The organism is Inquilinus sp. CA228, from assembly GCF_052078665.1.
Lineage (GTDB): Bacteria > Pseudomonadota > Alphaproteobacteria > DSM-16000 > Inquilinaceae > Inquilinus.
Map to the genome: position 1 here is coordinate 1 of NZ_JBQJIK010000116.1, position 18,338 is coordinate 18,338.

General features: G+C 69.5%; 7 protein-coding genes. 4 read left to right on the forward strand and 3 right to left on the reverse strand.

Going from position 1 to position 18,338, the window contains the following annotated elements; translation table 11 throughout:
* Together ACTOWL_RS35355 and ACTOWL_RS35360 are read right to left on the reverse strand one after the other, a co-directional pair.
* Positions 1 to 6,391: two-partner secretion domain-containing protein (locus tag ACTOWL_RS35355; protein WP_441325998.1), on the reverse strand; the 6,391-nt coding region annotated here is incomplete at its 3' end.
* 160 nt (positions 6,392 to 6,551) lie between these two features.
* Positions 6,552 to 8,270 carry a cytochrome c biogenesis protein DipZ gene (locus ACTOWL_RS35360; RefSeq protein ID WP_441325999.1) on the reverse strand — a complete coding sequence of 573 codons (1,719 nt, stop codon included), beginning with the start codon at positions 8,268 to 8,270 and terminating at the stop codon, positions 6,552 to 6,554.
* A gap of 266 nt (positions 8,271 to 8,536) precedes the next feature.
* On the opposite strand from ACTOWL_RS35360, the gene ACTOWL_RS35365 reads away from it, so the two are divergent.
* The 3 genes from ACTOWL_RS35365 to ACTOWL_RS35375 all read left to right on the forward strand — a co-directional run bounded on the left by ACTOWL_RS35365 (position 8,537) and on the right by ACTOWL_RS35375 (position 15,673).
* Positions 8,537 to 12,841, forward strand: coding sequence for an Ig-like domain-containing protein (locus tag ACTOWL_RS35365; protein ID WP_441326000.1), 4,305 nt, complete (start codon positions 8,537 to 8,539; stop codon positions 12,839 to 12,841).
* Positions 12,842 to 12,869: 28 nt separating this feature from the next.
* Entirely contained in the window at positions 12,870 to 13,460 is a 591-nt protein-coding gene (locus ACTOWL_RS35370) for a glycoside hydrolase N-terminal domain-containing protein (protein WP_441326001.1), read from the forward strand.
* An 83-nt stretch (positions 13,461 to 13,543) separates the two neighbouring features.
* Positions 13,544 to 15,673, forward strand: coding sequence for a glycosyl hydrolase family 95 catalytic domain-containing protein (locus ACTOWL_RS35375; protein WP_441326002.1), 2,130 nt, complete (start codon positions 13,544 to 13,546; stop codon positions 15,671 to 15,673).
* Between the two features lie 126 nt (positions 15,674 to 15,799).
* Here the strand turns inward: ACTOWL_RS35375 and ACTOWL_RS35380 are convergent, their stop codons facing one another.
* Positions 15,800 to 16,690: a LysR family transcriptional regulator gene (locus tag ACTOWL_RS35380; protein WP_441326003.1), complete on the reverse strand. Its 891-nt coding sequence runs from the start codon at positions 16,688 to 16,690 to the stop codon at positions 15,800 to 15,802.
* Positions 16,691 to 16,783: 93 nt separating this feature from the next.
* On the opposite strand from ACTOWL_RS35380, the gene ACTOWL_RS35385 reads away from it, so the two are divergent.
* A complete protein-coding gene (locus tag ACTOWL_RS35385) occupies positions 16,784 to 18,283 on the forward strand; it encodes a CoA-acylating methylmalonate-semialdehyde dehydrogenase (RefSeq protein ID WP_441326004.1) in 1,500 nt (499 codons plus the stop codon).
* Positions 18,284 to 18,338: the final 55 nt, after the last annotated feature.

Consider the following 18,338-nt stretch of genomic DNA (forward strand, 5'->3'; position numbering starts at 1 on the left):
CCGAGCCGGCGCCGGCCGACAGCGCCGCGGCGACCAGCGTCAGCGTCCCATCCGCCTGCAGCCGGTTCTCGCTGCCGATGCGGGGGGCGAGGTCGGTCGCGGTGCCGAGGCCACTGGTGCCGACGATCCGCTCGTCGGCCGCCAGCGTCGCCGCGGCGAAGCCGGCGATCCGCACCGGCCCGTCGGCCAGGTCGATGCGGCCGGTGCCGGCAACCGGCCGGCCATCGGTGCCCAGGCGCGTGGTGGCGTTGATGGTCAGGCTGCCGCCCTGCAGCGGCACGTCGCCGTCGAAGGCGTCGCCGGTGTTGCGCAGCCGCACCGTGCCGGCATTGACCGTGGCGTTGCCGCCATGGCCGGTCAGGACCGGGCTGTCGAGCGACAGCGTCTCCAGCGCCGCGCCCTGGCCGGCGCCGATGGTGACGTCGCCGTAGAAGTCGATGCCGTTGTAGCCGCGCAGGGTCAGGGTCTCGGTCTGCGCCAGCACGCCCAGCGTGCCGTCGCGGAACACCAGGCCCGGCGTGCCGTCCGGCGCGTCGCCGAAGCTGATCCGCCCCGAGGCGGCGTCGATGGCGCGGCCGCCGGCGATCCGGTTGGTGGCCAGGACGGTGTCGCCCGTGGCGTCGAGGGTCAGGCTGCCCGTGGCCAGGACGGCCGCACCCTCCTCGAGCGTCAGGGTGCCCGTCGGGTCGTTGCCGATGCTCTCGCGCACCACGTCCACCCGGTCGCCGGTGGACAGGCGCAGCAGCGCGCTGTCGCCGATGAGGCGCAGCGTGTCGCCCTGGCCGGCATCGGTCCCCGTGGTCCGGATCACGCTGCCCGATTCGACCGTCACCGTATTGCTGGCGGCCAGCAGGATCTCCGCCCCCTCCAGCGCGGTGCCGTCGTTGCGGACGATCACGTCGCTGGCCGAGACCGTGACCTGGGTGCCGCCGCGCGGATCGGTTGCGGTTGGCGTCGCGGCGCTGCGCTCGCCTCCGATCATCAGGCTGCCGACGCCGAAATCGTTCAGCTGCTCGGCCTGCAGCAGCAGGTAGCCCTGATCCGCCAGGCCCTTTGTGTCGGCGGTCTCCGACACCACCGCGATCTTCGCAGCGGCGACGTCGAAGCGGCCCAGGCGCCCGCCCTCGGCCGGGGCGAACCGGCCGGTGCCGTCCAGCTGCAGGGTCTGCCTGGCGTTGGCCACCAGCGTCCCGCCGTCGATCGGCAGGATCGGCGGCGGGACGACCCTGCCGTCGGTCTGCTGGCGCGTCAGGAAGGCCTCGGACTGGAAGAAGCTGGTGGCGTCGTATTCGTCGTATTGCGCCCGCTGCCGCAGCACCGCGCCGGATTCGATCTGGAAGCCGTTCCAACGCGTGTCGGAGACACCGGTGTTGAGCACCGAGCGGCGGCCGGCGACATAGGCGCTGCCATCCGGCGCCCGGCCGTTCATCTTCGGCAGCATGTCGAGGATGCCGTCGAAGGCGCGCACCCGGTAGGCGCCGGGCATCAGCGCGTAGCGCGCCGGCAGCAGCACATAGGTCCCGGCCGGCAGGCCGCCGCCGCCCGATAGATAGACCCGGTCGCCGACGCGCAGCGAGGTGTTCGCGCCCTGGCGCAGATACTGGCCGGTCACGGAGTCCGTGGAATCGACCACCGGGATGTCCTGATCGAATTCGGGAACTGGGAGACTGGCCGGCTTCCCGCCCGTGTAGTAGGGATCCAGCGGCGCGTACCCGTCATAGTCGGGGATCACGGCGAAGCTGTTCGGGTCGATCAGCACATCGGTCGGCCCGCCCGGGCCGGGGACGAATTCGCTCGCCAGCACCTCGCCGCCGCCGCGCAAGTCGATCACCGCGTCTTCGGCGATGGTCACGTCGTCGCCGCGCAGCCGCACCTCCTTGGCCTCGAGGCCGTCGATCCTCACGCTGCTGCCTCCCGAGCGAAGCCACAGCGAGCCGTTCTGGACCTGGCCGTAGGGCGCAATCAGCCCGTCGGCCGAGACCGAGGTCAGGCTGCCGGGGCCGAGGGTGACGCTCGTCGGGTCCGGGTTGCTCTCCAGCCCCAGGACGATCCGGCCCAGGGGGGCCCGGATCGTGCCGTTCTGCACGATCACCGGCGCCTGGATGATGAGCTCGCCGCCGATCGACATCGGCGTGTCGGCCTTGCTGCCGTTCGGCAGCACGGTGACGGTGCCCAGGGCGTTGACGGTGAAGCTCCCGTCCGTGGTGGGGTACAGCTGCGCCGCCTGGAACACCAGGTCGCCGGCGGTGTCCAGGCTGCCGCCCTCGCTCGTGAAGCGGATATCGCCGCGGCTCTCGAAACGGGCGGTGGCGAAGCCGCCGAACATGCGGTCGCCGGTGCCGAAGCGGTAGCGGCCGCCGAGACGGGCGGGGCTGGACCCGAAATCGATCAGATCCGCCAGGATCGAGAGCTGGGTCGCCGGGTTGACAAGCCCGGTCAACGCCAGGCCTCTGCGCCCCGACCCTTCGCTCACGGTGTTGGTGAAGGAGACGTAAGGCGCCTCCAGATGGACGCTCGAATCCGGGCTGGCGCTGATGGTGGCGGCCGAGACCTGGATCTCGCGGCCGAGCTTGACCGCGACGTCGCCGTCGAAGGTGACGACGCTTTCGCTCGCCATCACCCAGCTGCCGAAGCCGCCGCCCATCACCGTGTCGGCGGCGACAAAGCCCTGGCCGGCCAGCTCGCCGAGCGTGTCGGCGCTGTAGCCGTCGGCGGCAGCGTCGGACAGGCCGGACTGCCGGACGGTCAGCACGCGCAGGAAGCCAGCCGGCACGCCGCGGCGATTGGCGGCATTCTGCTGCTTCGGGATCAGCTGGGTGATCAGCCTGCCGCCATCGGCGCCGGCGCCGCCGCCGCGGCCCAGCAGGGTGCCGTCGACGAACAGGCCTTCGCTGCCCGCCAGCCGGATCGTGCCGCCGTTGCTGGCGACGGTCTGCGGCCGCAGCCTCAGCCCGTACATGGTCATGCTGCGCAGGTCGAGCTCGGTCGAGACGCCGGAGACGTCGAGCAGGGCGCCGCTTTCGACGATCACGGCGCCGTTGTAGGCGCGCAGCGAGATGGTGCCGCCGTCCAGCACCGTGCCGCGCCGGGTCCCGTCCGTCGTCGGGTCCAGCCTGACCGCGCCGCGGGCCAGCAGCCGGCCGGTGCGGCCGATGCGGACACCCGCCTCCGGATCGTATGCCGCGGCCGGGTTGTCGACGGTGACGCCGCCGCTCAGGTCGATCGTCCCGGCCGGGGTCTCGATCGTGCCGTCGACCCGCACCGTGCGCGCCGCCACTGCGGTGACCGACCCGCCCATGCCCAGGCGCACCACCGAGCCTTCGCCGAACTCGACGTCGGCGCCGTCCCCGGCATCATCGTCCAGCAGCACGCCGGCACGGGCGATCAGGGTCAGCGACCCCGCCGGGCGCAGGGCCTCGGGCAGCACCTCCAGCCGGGCGAAGCCGAACACGTCGCTGCCGCCGGCGCGCCACAGATAGTCCGGATTCAGCCGCAGCGTCGCCGCCGCCGGGGTCACCACCGCGCCCGGCGCCACGGTGACGCCGCGATAGCCCTGCAGCGTCACGTCGCTGAAGCCCCCGCGGCTCAGAAAGCCGGGGTCCAGCACCAGCGCCCCCTCCGGCGCCAGCCCGCCGCCGATCCAGATCCGTTCGGTGCGGAGGGTCAGCGACCCGCCGCGGTCCAGCCCATAGCCCTGGATCTCGCCGCGGAGCGCGAGCTTGCTGCCGCTCTTGCCGAACACCGCAGCCGGGTCGATGTAGCGGCCGGAGGTCAGCAGCACGTCGCCGCCGTTGCCCCCGGTCAGCGACCCGTCTGTCGCGACCCAGCCGCCGGCCGAGACGTCGATCAGGCTGCCGCTTTCGAGCGTCAGGTCGCCGACCGCGCCCAGGCTGATCGAACCGCCATCCGGCAATGCGGCACCCACCGGGCCCGTCCCGCCGGGATACGGGTTGCCCTGCGCGTCGATCCGGTCGTTCACCCATTGCCCGCGCGCCGTCAGCCGCGCCCCGGATGCCAGGATGATGTTGTCGCCGCCCAGGGCGATGGTGCCCGACGGCGTCTCGATCGCCCCGGCGACGACGATGTCGCCGAAGCTTTCGTCGGTAATGCTCTCATCGTTGAGTTCGATCGGCTGCGAGCGCAGGTCGACCGAGCCGCCCGGCGCCGTGCGCAGGGTCACGCCGCTCGGCACCTCGATGTCGCCGCCGCGGGTGGTGACCGCAATCCGGTCTACCCCGGTTGTGCCGACCAGCGACGGGTCGAGCACCAGCCGGTCCTGCAGATCCTCCGGCAGTGCATCGCCGGGTCCGAATCCCTCGGTCAGCCCCGAGCCGCCGGGGCGGAAGCCGACGTCGACCGGGCCGGTCAGGTTGAGCTTCAGGCTGCCCAGCGCCGGCAGCTGGTCGCGGGCCCGCTGCCGCGCCCCGGCCGTGGTCCGGCCGGTGATCCGGCCGTCGATCACCCCGGCGCCGGTGGTGATGCTGACCGAACCGGCATCCATGCCGTCGGTGTAGCCGCCCTCCCAGCGCGGGCCGTAGATCTTCTGCTGCCCGAAGCGCTGCTCGGCGAAGGCGACATACTGCATGTCGGGCGTCGCCTCGCTGATGTCGTAGACCCGGCCGTCGGCGCCGACCAGCTGGGTGGTGTCCAGCCAGCCGCCGCGGTAGCTGACCTGCCCGCCGGAAACGTCGATGGTGGCGCCGTCGCGGATCACCACCTCGCCGGTCCGGGTCGCGTCGGTGGAGCCGATCGACACGGTGCCGCCGACGGCGCTGCGCTCCACCGCCGTGCGGCCGACGCTCTGGAGATAGCCGTCGATGCTGCCGATCGGCGAGCCCTCGCGGACGTCGACATTGACCGTCTTGCCGAACAGGAAGCCGTTGCGCTGCAGCGGCGAGTTCAGCTCGTTGTTGCGCAGCGTGATCGAGACCTGGTTGCGCTCCATCGCCACCTCGGTCGAGGTGGTGCCGGACACGTCGATCCGGCTGCCGCGCTCCATGGTGAAGCGGTTCGGCGTGCCGTCGAAGGTGCCTGCCGCGATCTCGATCTCGACATCGCCCGCCGGGGCTCGGATCTCCGCCCCCCGCTCCATGGTCCCGGCGCCGGCGATCACCTGGACCTTCGAATGTTCGAACCGCTCGGGATCGGTGATGGTTTCGGCGCTGTCTTCCGGCAGGATGGTCGTGCTGCTGCCGCGACCGAAGGTGACTTTGCCGGAGCCGGTCCGAATCAACGGGGCGGCTGGGTTGTAGACCGGGTCCGTGGCGGCCTTGAGCTGGATCGAGCCGCCGGCCCGCACCGCGGTGGTCGCCGACAGCCGGCCGTTCTGGTCGATCAGCAGGCTGGCGATCGAGATGTTGCCGCCGCGCGGCGTCTCGATCGTCCCGGTGTTGACCACCCGGTCGGCGGTGGGGGAGTCGGGATCGCGCAGGGAATTGACCTCGATCGCGACGCCGCGCGGATACTGCTCGCCCCCAGGCGCCTCGGTTGCGCGAACGACATAGACCCGGCGGCCGGCGCCGATCACGACCTGCCCGGCGGGGGCGCGGATGGTGCCGGCATTGACCACCGACCCGCCCAGCAGCATGACGCTGCCGTTCTCCGGCCCTTCGATCAGCGCGCCGCGCTCGACCTTGATCTGGCCAGGCTCGCCGTTGCCCTCGGCATTGAAGACGGGGAGGGGTATCGGGTTGCCGGATTCATCCAGGCCGCGCGGCGTGTCGAGGATGCCGCGCGTGAACTGCTCTTCGGTGATCTTCAGCGACGACGCCACCAGGTTGCGGACATTGACCCGCGAGCCGTTGCCGAAGATCACGCCGTTCTGGTTGATCAGGTAGACATGGCCGTCGGCCTTCAGCGCGCCGTCGATCCGCGACGGGTCGGCCTGGCCGATCTTGTTCAGGACCGCCCAGTCGCGGTTGCCCTTCTGGTCGAACTTCACCGTCTCGCCGCCGGCGATGTTGAACCGGTCCCAGCTGATGATCGCCTTCGGCTTCAGCTGCTCGATCGTCATCAGCTTGTTGGTGGCGTCGATCACCGGGTTGTTGGCGCCGCTCTCGACCCGCTGCAGCCGCATGCCGTCGAACAGGGTCTTCGGCTTGCCGGCCGAGGCGGCGCGCGCCAGCGCGCTGGCGACGATGCTGTTGCTCCTGCCGCCATTGCCGCCCCCGCTACCGGCCGCGGCGGGGCTGTCGCCGCGCACCAGCCGCATGCCGATGATCTTGGTGGCGTCGGCGCGGGCGGGCGGGGCCGCCACCGCCAGCGCCGCCAGCCCGGCGAGCAGGGCCAGGGCGCTGCAGCCGAGCCGCAGCCGTGCCGGCAGGATGCCGGATGCGGACCGCGCGGACCCGACTCGGGGGGTGGAGGGAATCGGGGCGCCAACGCCGGCCATATCGGCAGCTCCAGGATCGAAAAAGGGCTGTACGCGCTCTCTCCCAGGCGCGCTTATCCTTGCAGTCCTATCGACCGGCCGCCTTCACCACCACCGTGCCGGTATGAAATTTTCGTGACGCGATGTCGGTCGCCATTCGCCGCCGTGAAGCGTGCACGGCCTATCCGAAGGTGAAGGCATAGGCCTGGACGCCGGGATCGAGGAACCGGATCTCGAAGCTGCAGTCGGCGACCGGGCTGCTCTGCCGCACCAGCTGGTACAGGCGGTGGTCCGTCACCGTGCCCTGGCCGTCGGTATCGGTGTCGGTGCCGTGGCTGCCGCCCGGCGCCGCGCCGTCGACGGTGACGCGGAACCGCACCGGCTTGCCGTCCGGTCCCGGCCCCAGCACCAGATGCAGGTCGCGGGCATGGAAGCGGTAGACGATGCCGCCGCCCGCCTGGTTCAGTGAGGCCCGCTCGCCGCCGACCGTCCAGTCGCCGGCCAAGCCCCATCGGTTCAGCCGCGGCAGGCCCGGCTCGTAGACATGGCTGGCGTTCGGCACCGCGCCGCCGGGCGAGACGAAGCCCTGCGCCTGCCGGAAGCCGACATAGGTCTCGGGCGACCCGACGTCGTTGGTGTCCGAGGCAACCTCGACGCCGGCGGGGCTGACCGCGACCAGCCCGCCGCCGGCATCGGCGTGCCCGGCTTCCGCCAGCAGTTGCTGGATCACCCGCTCCGACTCGTCATAGCCGTCCTCGCCGAAATGCTCGTGCCGGATCCGGCCCTGGGCGTCGATGATGTATTGCGCCGGCCAGTACTGGTTCCCGAAGGCCCGCCAGATCGCGTAGCTGTTGTCGATCGCCACCGGGTAGCCGATGTTCAGCTCGGCCACGGCCTTGCGGACGTTGTCGACGTTGCGCTCGAAGGCGAATTCGGGCGAATGCACGCCGATCACGACCAAGTCCTTGTACTTCTCGGCCCAGGCGCGGACATAGGGGATGGTGCGCAGGCAGTTGATGCAGGAATAGGTCCAGAACTGCACCAGCACGACCTTGCCCTGCAGCCCCTCCCGGGTCAGCGGCGGCGAGTTCAGCCAGTCGGCCGCGCCGGTCAGGGGCGGGAAGGACCCAACGACCGGCAGCGGGGCCGGCTGGCCGGCGGCCTGCGTCGCCGCGGGCTGCAGGCGGTCGATCAGCCCGTGCTCGATCGACGCCGTGCCGGCCAGCGACACCCGCGTCAGCAGGCCGGTGTCGAGCCCCAGGACGATGGTCGCGACGGCGGCCAGCACCGCCACGCCCAGGCCGCGGCGGATCCATTCGCCGGCGCCGAGCGACCGCTTGACCGCCGCGAAGATCCGGCCGAAGGCCCGCAGCGCCAGGGCCAGGGAGGTGGCCGCCCCCAGGGCGTAGGCCAGCAGCAGCAGCGAGGTCCCGGCATTGGCCCCGTTCAGCGCGGCGCCGGTCAGGATCAGCCCCAGCACCGGCCCGGCGCAGGGCGCCCAGAGCAGGCCGGTGGCGACGCCCAGCAGCAGCGACGCCGGCACCGGTGAGCGCTGCGCGCCGACATCGTCGGCGGCCTGCGACAGCCGGCCGCCGAGCACGACCAGCGGCCGCGTCAGCCGGTCGGCCAGGCGGGGCACCAGCAGCGTCGCCCCGAACAGCGCCAGCAGCGCGATCGCGGCGCTGCGGCCCCACTCATTGGCGGCGACGGCCCAGCCGCCGGCCACCGCGGCCAGGGTGGCGACGGCGGCGAAGGTCACGGCCATGCCGATCAGCATCGGCAGCCCGTTGCTCAGGAACGGCCGGTCCGCCCGGGCGAAGACGAAGGGCAGGACGGGCAGGATGCAGGGGCTGACGATGGTCAGCACGCCGCCGAGATAGGCCAGCAGATACAGCAGCATCTTGAGTCTCCGCGGCTCGCGCCGTCAGGAATGGGAAGTCCTGACAGGGCATGTGGGCCGCGGCCCCGACGACCGCCCGTTAGCCGTTGTTAGACGCTGTTGGCTCATGGCAAAGGCGGCATTTGAAAGATATTTCAATATTTGAGATTTATTGACACAGCAAATCGGACGCTGCATCGTCGATAGGACTGGACGCGTATACCCGCTCCACCTGAGAGGCCGCTGCTTCGACGGCAGAGACGGAATAAGGGAAGAAGGGGGAGAAAATGAACGCCTGTCGACTGGCCCTCCTGGCCGGCCTGGTCTCCGTGTCTCTGGCCCCCGGCCTGCCGGCCTCCGCGCAAGATCCTCTTCCTCTCGAAGGGCCGGGCCTGGGGAACCTCACCTACACCGATGCCGAGCTGCTCCGCGAGATCTCGACGATCGACTGGAACAACGGGACCTATCAGAACGGCATCCCGGTCGTCCAGTACACCATCCCCGGCAACACCAGCCCGCAGAAGCCCTACGGCACCAATGTCGGGGTGATGCACAACGGCTACTTCGTGACCCTGTTCGCGCCGGACAGCGGCGAGGCGACCGGCGGCTTCCTGATCTACGACGTCAGCAATCCGCGCGACATCAAGCTGGTCAAGACCATCTTCGAGCCGGACGGCCGCACCAGGGAGTTCCGCGAGCCGCACGCCTTCGGCCAGGCCACGATCGGCGGCAAGGACTACATCGCCGTGCCCAGCATCTACGGCGTGGAGTTCTGGGACTTCACCGACATCAACGACATCAAGCAGGTCAAGAAGCTGGTCCTGCCGGGCGTGAATGCCGGCGACTACGAGGACGTGAACTGGCAGATGTACTGGCAGGCCCCATACCTGTATGTGGCGTCGGCCAGCCGGGGCATGTTCATCGTCGATGCGCGCGACCCGGCCAATGCCAGGATCGCCGACCGCGGCAACGGCCGGCCCAACCCGCTGCCGGTGGGCGAGCTGGGCGGCTTCCGCGCCGGCCCGGTCTTCGCCATGGGCAACGAGATGGTGCTGACCTCGATGGAGACGTCGTCGGGCTTCGCCAGCCTCGACATCTCCGACCCGCTGAACCCGACCGTGATCGGCGGCAAGACCACCTTCCCGAGCTACTACGCCACCTGCTTCAACGGCCGGAAGCTCTACACCTCCGGCCGGAACGGCGACGGCAGGATGGCCGGCTACGACCTGTCGAACCCGCGCCAGGTCGTGGTCGAGAACGAGAACACCCCGATCGAGGAGGGCCTCTACTGCGCCGCCCAGGACGACCATCTGATCGTCGGGGCGCAGCGCTACATCTTCAGGCTCGACATCACCAACCCCGCCTCCTACCCGGAGGTCGCGCGGTCCGAGCGGGTGCCGGACAACGCCACCGTGCCGCCGCGCGGCAACCGCGACCCCGATCTCGGCCAGGTCGCGATGTTCGGCAACCTGGTCTTCGTCGGCAGCGACCACGGCACCAACACCGCCTTCCGGCCGCACCAGAAGGCGCTGGACACGACGCCGCCGGCGGTGCTGACCGTGTCGCCGGCCGCGGGCGTGCTGCACCAGGCCCAGACCTCGCGCATCGGCCTGGCCCTGACCGACAGCATCCTGCCGGAGACGGTCAATGCCGACAGCTTCATCGTCCGGCCCAAGGGCGGGGCGGCGCTGGCCGGCACCTACAGCGTCCAGCTCGGCATCATCAACTTCTCCCCGGCCGAGCCGCTGCAGCTCAACACCGAATACGAGGTGGTGCTGACCGCCGGCGGGCTGAAGGACTACGCCGGCAACAGCCTCGCCGAGGCCTTCGCCTCGAGCTTCACCACCGGCAGCCAGTCGGTCCCGACCGCCTATGTCAACCGCTGGCCGCTGGCCAGCACCCTGACCGACGTGGCCGGCGCCAATGACGGCAAGGCCGGCAGCCAGGACAGCTACGCCGAGGGCGGGCTGGACTTCACGCCGCGCACCACCGGCGTGGAGCTGGAGAGCGACAGCATCGCCTACACGCTGGGCGGCACCGCCACCGTCAGCTTCCGGATGAAGACCAGCCAGATCGGCAACAGCAATCCGTGGCAGGCCCCGGGCGTCTTCGGGCGCGACCAGGCCGGCGGGGCCAATGACGTGTTCTGGGGCTGGATCGACAATGCCGGCTATCTGAACCTGTCGGTCGGCGACCGCAACGCCAGCAATCCGGTCACCCGGTCGACGGCGCCGATCAATGACGGTCAGTGGCACCAGGTCGCCATGACCCGCGATTCCGCCACCGGCGCCCAGGCGATGGTCATCGACGGCGTCAAGGTCAGCTCGACCGGCACCCCCGGCGTCATGGGCATCTTCGACAAGCTGCAGATGCTGGGCCAGATCCAGGGCAACCCGGTCGCCTTCAAGGGCATCCTGTCCGATGTCCGGGTCTACAAGCGGGTGCTGACCGACACCGAGATCGACGGCATCTTCAACCCGCGCCCGACGGTGCTGCCGCAGCAGCAGGTCGCCAAGGCGATCGCGCTCGACCCGGCCGCTCTGGGCCTCAGCGGAGCGAAATACGTCTGGAACTTCGGCGACGACAGCCCGCCGCTGACCACCACCGCGGCCAGCCCGATCGCACGCTACACCTACGCCACGCCGGGCAACTACACCGTCTCGGTGACGGTGGCCACCGAAGACGGTACCGAGACCTCGTTCTCCTTCATCCAGAGCGTGATCTATCCGGTCACCGCCGCAGCCCCGACGCACAGCAGCAACATCGTCGGCAACGCCACGGCGGTCTATGCGCTCGACCCGGATGCCGGGACCATCGCCGCGATCGACGCCGCCACCCTGGCCAAGTCCTGGCAGCTGGCGGTCGGCAAGGAGCCGAAGACCCTGGCCCTCGGGCCCGGCGGCAAGCTCTGGGTGGCGGTGCAGGGCGACGACAAGCTGCTGCGCATCGACCCGCTGACCAAGGCGGTCAGCACCTTCACGCTGGACTATGGCAGCGCGCCCTATGGCGTGGTGTTCACGCCGGACGGCACCAAGGGCCTGCTGACCCTGGCCGGCAAGTCGGTGCTGGCGGTGTTCAACCCGTCGACCGGCGCGATCACCCGCCGGGTGACGCTGCCGGAGGGCGGCGACGTGCGCGGCATCGCCGTCAGCGCGGATTCGAAGACCGCCTATGTCACCCGCTTCCGCTCGAAGATGACGCGGGGCGAGGTCTACAAGGTCAACCTCGCCACCAACGCCGCGGCGACCGTGATCGCGCTGCCGGTCGACACGACGACGCCGGCCACCGAGGCCGCGGCGCCGGGCGTCGCCAACTACATGAACCAGGTCGTGATCGCCCCGGACGGGCGGCGCGCCATCCTGCCGTCGAAGAAGGACAACATCGTCCAGGGGCGCTTCCGCAAGACCATCGACCTCAAGGCCGACACCACCGTGCGCTCGATCCTGTCCCAGCTCGACCTGGCGCAGGGCAAGGAGGTCTTCGCCGAGCAGATCGACTTCAACAACCGGGCGCCGGCCCGCGCCGCGCTGTTCGCCCCCACCGGCAACTACGTCTTCGTCGCCGAGATGGAATCGAACAGCGTCGAGATCGTCGATCCGTATCGTCGCGCGGTGATCGGGTCGATCGCCGGCATCGGCCGCACGCCGCACGGCCTCTATCTCGACGCCACCCGGAAGCGGCTGTTCGTCAACGCCTTCCTCGACCGCCGCGTCACCGTCCACGACATCGGCAAGGTGCTGACCGGCGAGGACTTCATCACCCCGGCCCCGACGGTGATCGCCACCGTGGCGACCGAGCCGCTGCCGACCACTGTCCTGGTCGGCAAGCGGATCTTCTACAACGCCGCCGACCCGCGGATGAGCAGCGAAAGCTACATCTCCTGCGCCAGCTGCCATGTCGACGGCGACAGCGACGGCATGGTCTGGGACTTCACCCAGCGCGGCGAGGGGCTGCGCCGCACCATCTCGCTGCAGGGCCGGCAAGGCGTCGGGCCGGCCATGGGCAAGCTGCACTGGACCGGCAATTTCGACGAGCTGCAGGACTTCGAGAAGGACATCCGTGACGAGTTCGAAGGCGCCGGCTTCATGACCGACGCCGACTACGCCAGCACCATCAACCCGCTGGGCCCGAAGAAGGCCGGCAAGAGCGCCGATCTCGACGCCCTGGCGGCCTATGTCACGTCGCTGAGCACCTTCCAGCGCAGCCCGTACCGGACCGCGCAGGGGTGCCTGACCCTGGAGGCGCGGATGGGCCAGATGCTGGCCCAGGCCGCCAACTGCACCACCTGCCACGGCACCGCCGTCAGCCAAGACAACCAGCGGCACGACGTCGGCACGGTCCAGCCATCCTCCGGCACCGGATCGGGCCAGCCGCTGCCCGGCTCCGGCTTCGACACGCCGACGCTGACCGGCGTCTGGCAGTCCTCCTCCTACTTCCACAACGGCCAGGCGGCGACGCTGCGGGACGTCTTCCGCCCCGGCCTCAGCGCCGCGCATGGCGGCCGGGTCCCGCCCGCCGGCGTCGGGGCCGTGACCGCCTATCTGCGGTCGCTGGACGGGCAGAATTCCTGCCCCGGGGTGGCCAGCCGGTAGCGTGGTCTGGAGCCGGGCGGTTGGCGACTTGGCTGCAATCACCATCGCGCAGGAGAGCGATAGAATGGCAAGGCGACAAGGCGGAGTGAGCCGCCGTACCTTCCTGGCCACAGGTGGAACCGCAGCCATCGCCACGGTTCTCCAGCCGATGGTCGGCCCAACTGGCTCGGCCCATGCCCGTCAGCCCCTCGAGATCCCGGCGGTGCCGCGGAGCGCCCTGTGGTACGACAGGCCGGCCATCGACTGGCAGAGCCAGGCCCTGCCCATCGGCAACGGCCGGCTCGGCGCCATGCTGTTCGGTGGCGTCGATACGGACCGGATCCAGCTCAACGAGCAAAGCCTGTGGGGCGGGGTCAACAACTACGACAATGCCATCGCCGGCGTAAGTGATGACGCCTTCGATACCAGCGTGACTGGCTTCGGCAGCTATCGTAACTTCGGCGAACTTGAGCTGTCGTTTGATCGCGTCCTGCAGAATATAGTGACGGCGCCTGGCGGCCCGTATCAGGATTCCAACGGCTCCGAAACGGTGGCCCAGACATATGACGGCAATGCCAACACCAATGGTGCATCATCTCCCCTCCTTCCCAGGTGCTTTGGCAAGTCAGGCTGGCGGTAGCGGCATCCGTCCAATCTTATTCACTGACAAGTGCGAATGACGAGCCGCAGCGCGACCCACGGGACTGGCGCTTCGAAGGTTCATTGGATGGGGGCAACTGGACGGTACTGGATATCCGGCAGCAGCAATCATTTGAAAACAGATTCCAAACCAAGTTGTTTTCGTTCGGAAACCGACGGGCTTTCACGCATTACAGGTTCGTCTTCTTCCCGGTTGCGGGGGTAAGCCATTTCCAGTTCGCGGAAGTCGCACTCTCCGGCGTTGCCCTGAGTGGTGGCGCGGCAGAACACTACAGGCGTTTGCTGGATCCGATGACGGGGCTCCATATCACCAGCTTCTCTGCCGTCGGTGCTCGCAACCTGCGCGAGGCTTTCGCCAGCCGCGAGGCTGACATTCTCGTCCTGCGCTATCGGGCGGAGGGGCGTGCCGGCATGTCCGGCACCATCGCCCTGAGGTCCGGGCAGGACGATGATCCGCAGGAACCTCGCACGACGGTCACCGCATCGCCTTCAGGCGACCGGCTGACCTTCGCCAATACGATGCGGAACTCGTTGCGTTACGCGGCGGATCTGCGCATCCGCAGCGCCGGTGGATGGATCCGTGGAGAGAGCGGCCGCGTGCGGTTCACGGATTGCCATGAACTCGAGCTGCGGATCGATCTGAGGACGGACTACCGGTTGAGCGCCGGCGCGGGCTGGCGAAGCGGCAAGGCGCCGGCCGAGACGGCCGCGGAAACCTTGAATGCCGCCAGCGGGCGCAGCTTCCGGCAATTGCTTGGCTCCCATGTCGAGGCCTTCAGGGCGATCATCAACCGCGTGTCGATCAACACCGGGCGCAGCGACGACTCGGTTGTCGCAATGCCCATGGACAGGCGGCTCACCAGGTTCAAGGACGGCAGCTCGGCCGATCCGGAGCTGGAACAGCTGCTGTTCCAATACGGACGCTACCTGTTGGCCTCCAGCTCACGGCCGGGCGGCCTGCCTGCGAACCTGCAGGGATTGTGGAACAACGAAAACCAGCCGGCATGGGGCTCGGACTATCACACCAACATCAATGTTCAGATGAACTATTGGGCGGCGGAGACCACCGACCTGCCCGAAAGCCATCTGCCGCTGATCGACTTCATTGAGCAGGTTGCCGTGCCCAGTCGTGTGGCCAGCCGCCTGAAGTTCGGCGCCAATATCCGAGGCTGGACCGCCCGAACGAGCCAGAGTCCGTTCGGCGGCAATTCGTGGCATTGGAACACCGTCGCCAGCGCCTGGTATATGCAGCATGTCTATGAACACTGGTCCTTCACTCAGGACATGGCTTATCTGCGCGGCGCCTACCCTCTGGTCAAGGAGATCTGCCAGTTCTGGCAAGACCGGCTGATCGAGCAAATGGTCGATGGCCAGCTTCGACTGCTGTCGCCGCAAGGATGGTCGCCGGAGCATGGTCCGGTCGAAGACGGCGTGATGTATGACCAGCAGATCATCTGGGATCTTTTCACCAACTACCTGGATATGGCGGCCGCGCTGGATCGGGATGCCGATTTCCAGGCCACGGTTCGCGATCTGCGGAGCCGCCTGGCGCCCAACAAGATCGGACGCTGGGGCCAGTTGCAGGAGTGGCAGACCGATCGGGACAGCTACACGGATCTGCACCGGCACACCTCGCATTTGTTCGCGATCTATCCGGGCCGTCAGATCAACACGTCGGAGACGCCATCGTTTGCTGCGGCCGCACTGAAGTCCCTCAACGCACGGTGCGGGGCACCCAATGGCGAGCCGATTGGCGTCGATACGGTCACGGGCGACAGTCGCAGGTCCTGGACATGGCCGTGGCGCCTTGCCCTGTTCGCCCGTCTTGGTGAACCGGAAAGGGCCTATGCGATGCTGCGGGGGATGTTCCGCCACAACACGCTCGACAATCTGTTCGCCAATCATCCGCCGTTTCAGATGGATGGCAATTTCGGCATCTCCGGCACGATGGTCGAATTGCTGCTTCAGAGCCACGACGGCAGAATCAGGCTGCTTCCGGCCTGCCCATCGGCCTGGCGTGCCGCGGGCAGTTTCCGCGGGCTCCGGGCGAGAGGCGGATACAAGGTGAATGCTTCCTGGAGAAACGGGATGGTCACCAGCTTCGACGTCATCGCAGACCGCGCGTTGACCCTCGATCCGGTCACGGTTGTCGTGAATGGGCAGACCCGCAAGATCAGACCGACCCGGCCTTGAGATTGCGTCATGCGGCGGAGACGGACAGCCAGGCAGAACGTGTGCATCGGGGTGGCCAGCCGGTAGCCGGCATCGCCATCCCAGGCGCCGGGCAGGCTGCGGGGGAGCAGCCTGCCCGGACCCGTTTCAGGACTGCGGCAGGAAGCGCCGGCGCTCCTCCTCGAAGCGGCGGGTGATGAACTGGCGGCACAGCGCCACCCGCCGCAGCCCGGCGCTGTCCGGATGCGACAGCATGAAGTAGCTGCGGCGGAAGCCGATCTCCGGCAGGATCCGCACCAGCCCGGGCATGTCGGCGGCGGCGAAGTCGTGCAGCACGCCGATGCCGATCCCGGCCCGCACCGCCTCCATCTGCCCGGTGACGCTGGCGCAGCGGAAGCGCCGGGGCGACCGGTCCTCCAGCGCCCAGGCATAGTCCAGCGCCGGGGCGTAGGCGTAGTCCTCCACCCCCGTCACCACGACATGGTCGGCCAGCCCGTCGGCATCCGCGGGCGTGCCCGCCGCCGCGAGATAGTCGGCCGCGGCATAGACGCCGAGGCTGTAATCGGTCAGCCGCGACACGATCAGCCGGCCCTCGATCGGCCGGTCCAGCCCGATCGCCAAATCGGCCTCGCGCCGGGACAGCGAGAAGCTGCGGGGCAGGGGCACCAGCTCGACCGTCAGGCTGGGATACTGCCGGGCGAAACGCCCCAGCTCGCGCGCCAGGAAGTGGTTGCCGAGGCCGTCCGGCGCGCCGATGCGCACCGTGCCCGCCACTTCCGCCTCGTCGTCCCGCAGCCCTTCCGCCGCGCCCAGCAGGGCGGTCTCGATGCCCTCGGCCACCGGCAGCAGCCGCTCGCCGGCCTGGGTCAGCACCGACCCCGCCGGCCGCCGGTCGAACAGCACCGTGCCCAGATCGGCCTCCAGCGCATCCAGCCGGCGCGCCACGGTGGCGTGGTTCAGCCCCAGCTTGCGCGACGCGGCCAGCAGTTGGCCGTGCCGGGCGACCGCCAGGAAGACGCGCAGATGGTCCCAGTCCATGACTTCAAGTCCCGCACAACGGTTGCTCGATCCTGTGCGTTGATGCGCGCCGGGTAAAGCGGGAAGGTGGCGGCAGCAGTGGAGGAGACGACAATGCCGACCGAGATCCATCATTTCATCGCCGGCCGCCGGTTCGCGGGCAGCAGCGGGCGCACCGCCCCGGTCTTCAACCCGGCCACCGGCCAGCAGAGCGGCAGCGTCGCCCTGGCCTCGGTCGACGACGTCCGCGCCGCGGTCGCCGCGGCCCGTGAGGCGTTCCCCGGCTGGGCCGGCACCACGCCGCTGCGCCGCGCCCGCATCCTGAACCGCTTCCTGCGTATCCTCGAGGAGCGCACCGACGAGCTGGCCGCCGCCATCACCGCCGAGCACGGCAAGGTGCTGAGCGACGCCCGCGGCGAGGTCCAGCGCGGCATCGAGGTGGTCGAGTTCGCCACCGCCGCGCCGCAGCTGCTGAAGGGCGAGTTCACCGAGAATGTCGGCACCCGCGTCGACAGCCACGCGATGCGCCAGCCGCTCGGCGTCGTCGCCGGCATCACCCCGTTCAACTTCCCGGCCATGGTGCCGATGTGGATGTTCCCGGTGGCGCTGGCCTGCGGCAATTGCTTCATCCTGAAGCCGTCGGAGCGCGACCCCTCGGCCTCGCTGCTGCTGGCCGATTGGCTGAAGGAGGCCGGGCTGCCCGACGGCGTGTTCAGCGTCGTGCATGGCGACAAGCAGGCGGTGGACGCGCTGCTGTTCGACCCCGACATCGCCGCGATCAGCTTCGTCGGCTCGACCCCGATCGCGCGCTACATCTACGAGACCGCGGCCCGCACCGGCAAGCGCTGCCAGGCGCTGGGCGGCGCCAAGAACCACATGATCGTGATGCCGGACGCCGATCTCGACCAGGCGGTCGACGCGCTGATGGGCGCCGCCTACGGCTCGGCCGGCGAGCGCTGCATGGCGATCTCGGTCGCCGTCCCGGTCGGCGAGAAGACCGCCGAGGCCCTGCTGGCGCGGCTGGAGCCGCGGGTCCGTGCCCTGGCCATCGGCCCGGGCACCGACCCGGAGGCCGAGATGGGGCCGCTGGTCACCCGCCAGCATCTCGACAAGGTGCGCGGCTACATCGACTCCGGCGTCGCCGAAGGGGCGAAGCTGGTGGTCGACGGGCGCGACTTCCGCCGCCAGGGCTATGAGGACGGCTATTTCATCGGCGGCTCGCTGTTCGACCACGTCACCACCGACATGAAGATCTATCGCGAGGAGATCTTCGGGCCGGTGCTGTCGGTCGTCCGCGCGCCGGATTACGAGACCGCGGCCGGCTGGATCAACGGCCACGAATTCGCCAACGGCACGGCGATCTTCACCCGCGACGGCGACGCCGCGCGCGAATTCGCGCACCAGATCCAGGTCGGCATGATCGGCATCAACGTGCCGATCCCGGTGCCGATGGCCTTCCACTCCTTCGGCGGCTGGAAGTCGTCGCTGTTCGGCGACCACCACATGCATGGGCCGGAGGGCGTGCGCTTCTACACCCGGCTGAAGACCATCACCACCCGCTGGCCGACCGGCATCCGCGCCGGCGCCGAATTCGTGATGCCGACGATGAAGTAGGCGCCCCGCCTGTCTCTGAACCATTCCTTCCTAGTCCCCCCTCCCCTTGCGGGAG

Coding starts and splice junctions, on each gene's coding strand:
- ACTOWL_RS35385 (WP_441326004.1), top strand. CDS start 16,784: ATGCCGACCGAGATCCATCATTTCATCGCCGGCCGCCGGTTCGCGGGC.
- ACTOWL_RS35360 (WP_441325999.1), bottom strand. CDS start 8,270: ATGCTGCTGTATCTGCTGGCCTATCTCGGCGGCGTGCTGACCATCGTC.
- ACTOWL_RS35380 (WP_441326003.1), bottom strand. CDS start 16,690: ATGGACTGGGACCATCTGCGCGTCTTCCTGGCGGTCGCCCGGCACGGC.
- ACTOWL_RS35365 (WP_441326000.1), top strand. CDS start 8,537: ATGAACGCCTGTCGACTGGCCCTCCTGGCCGGCCTGGTCTCCGTGTCT.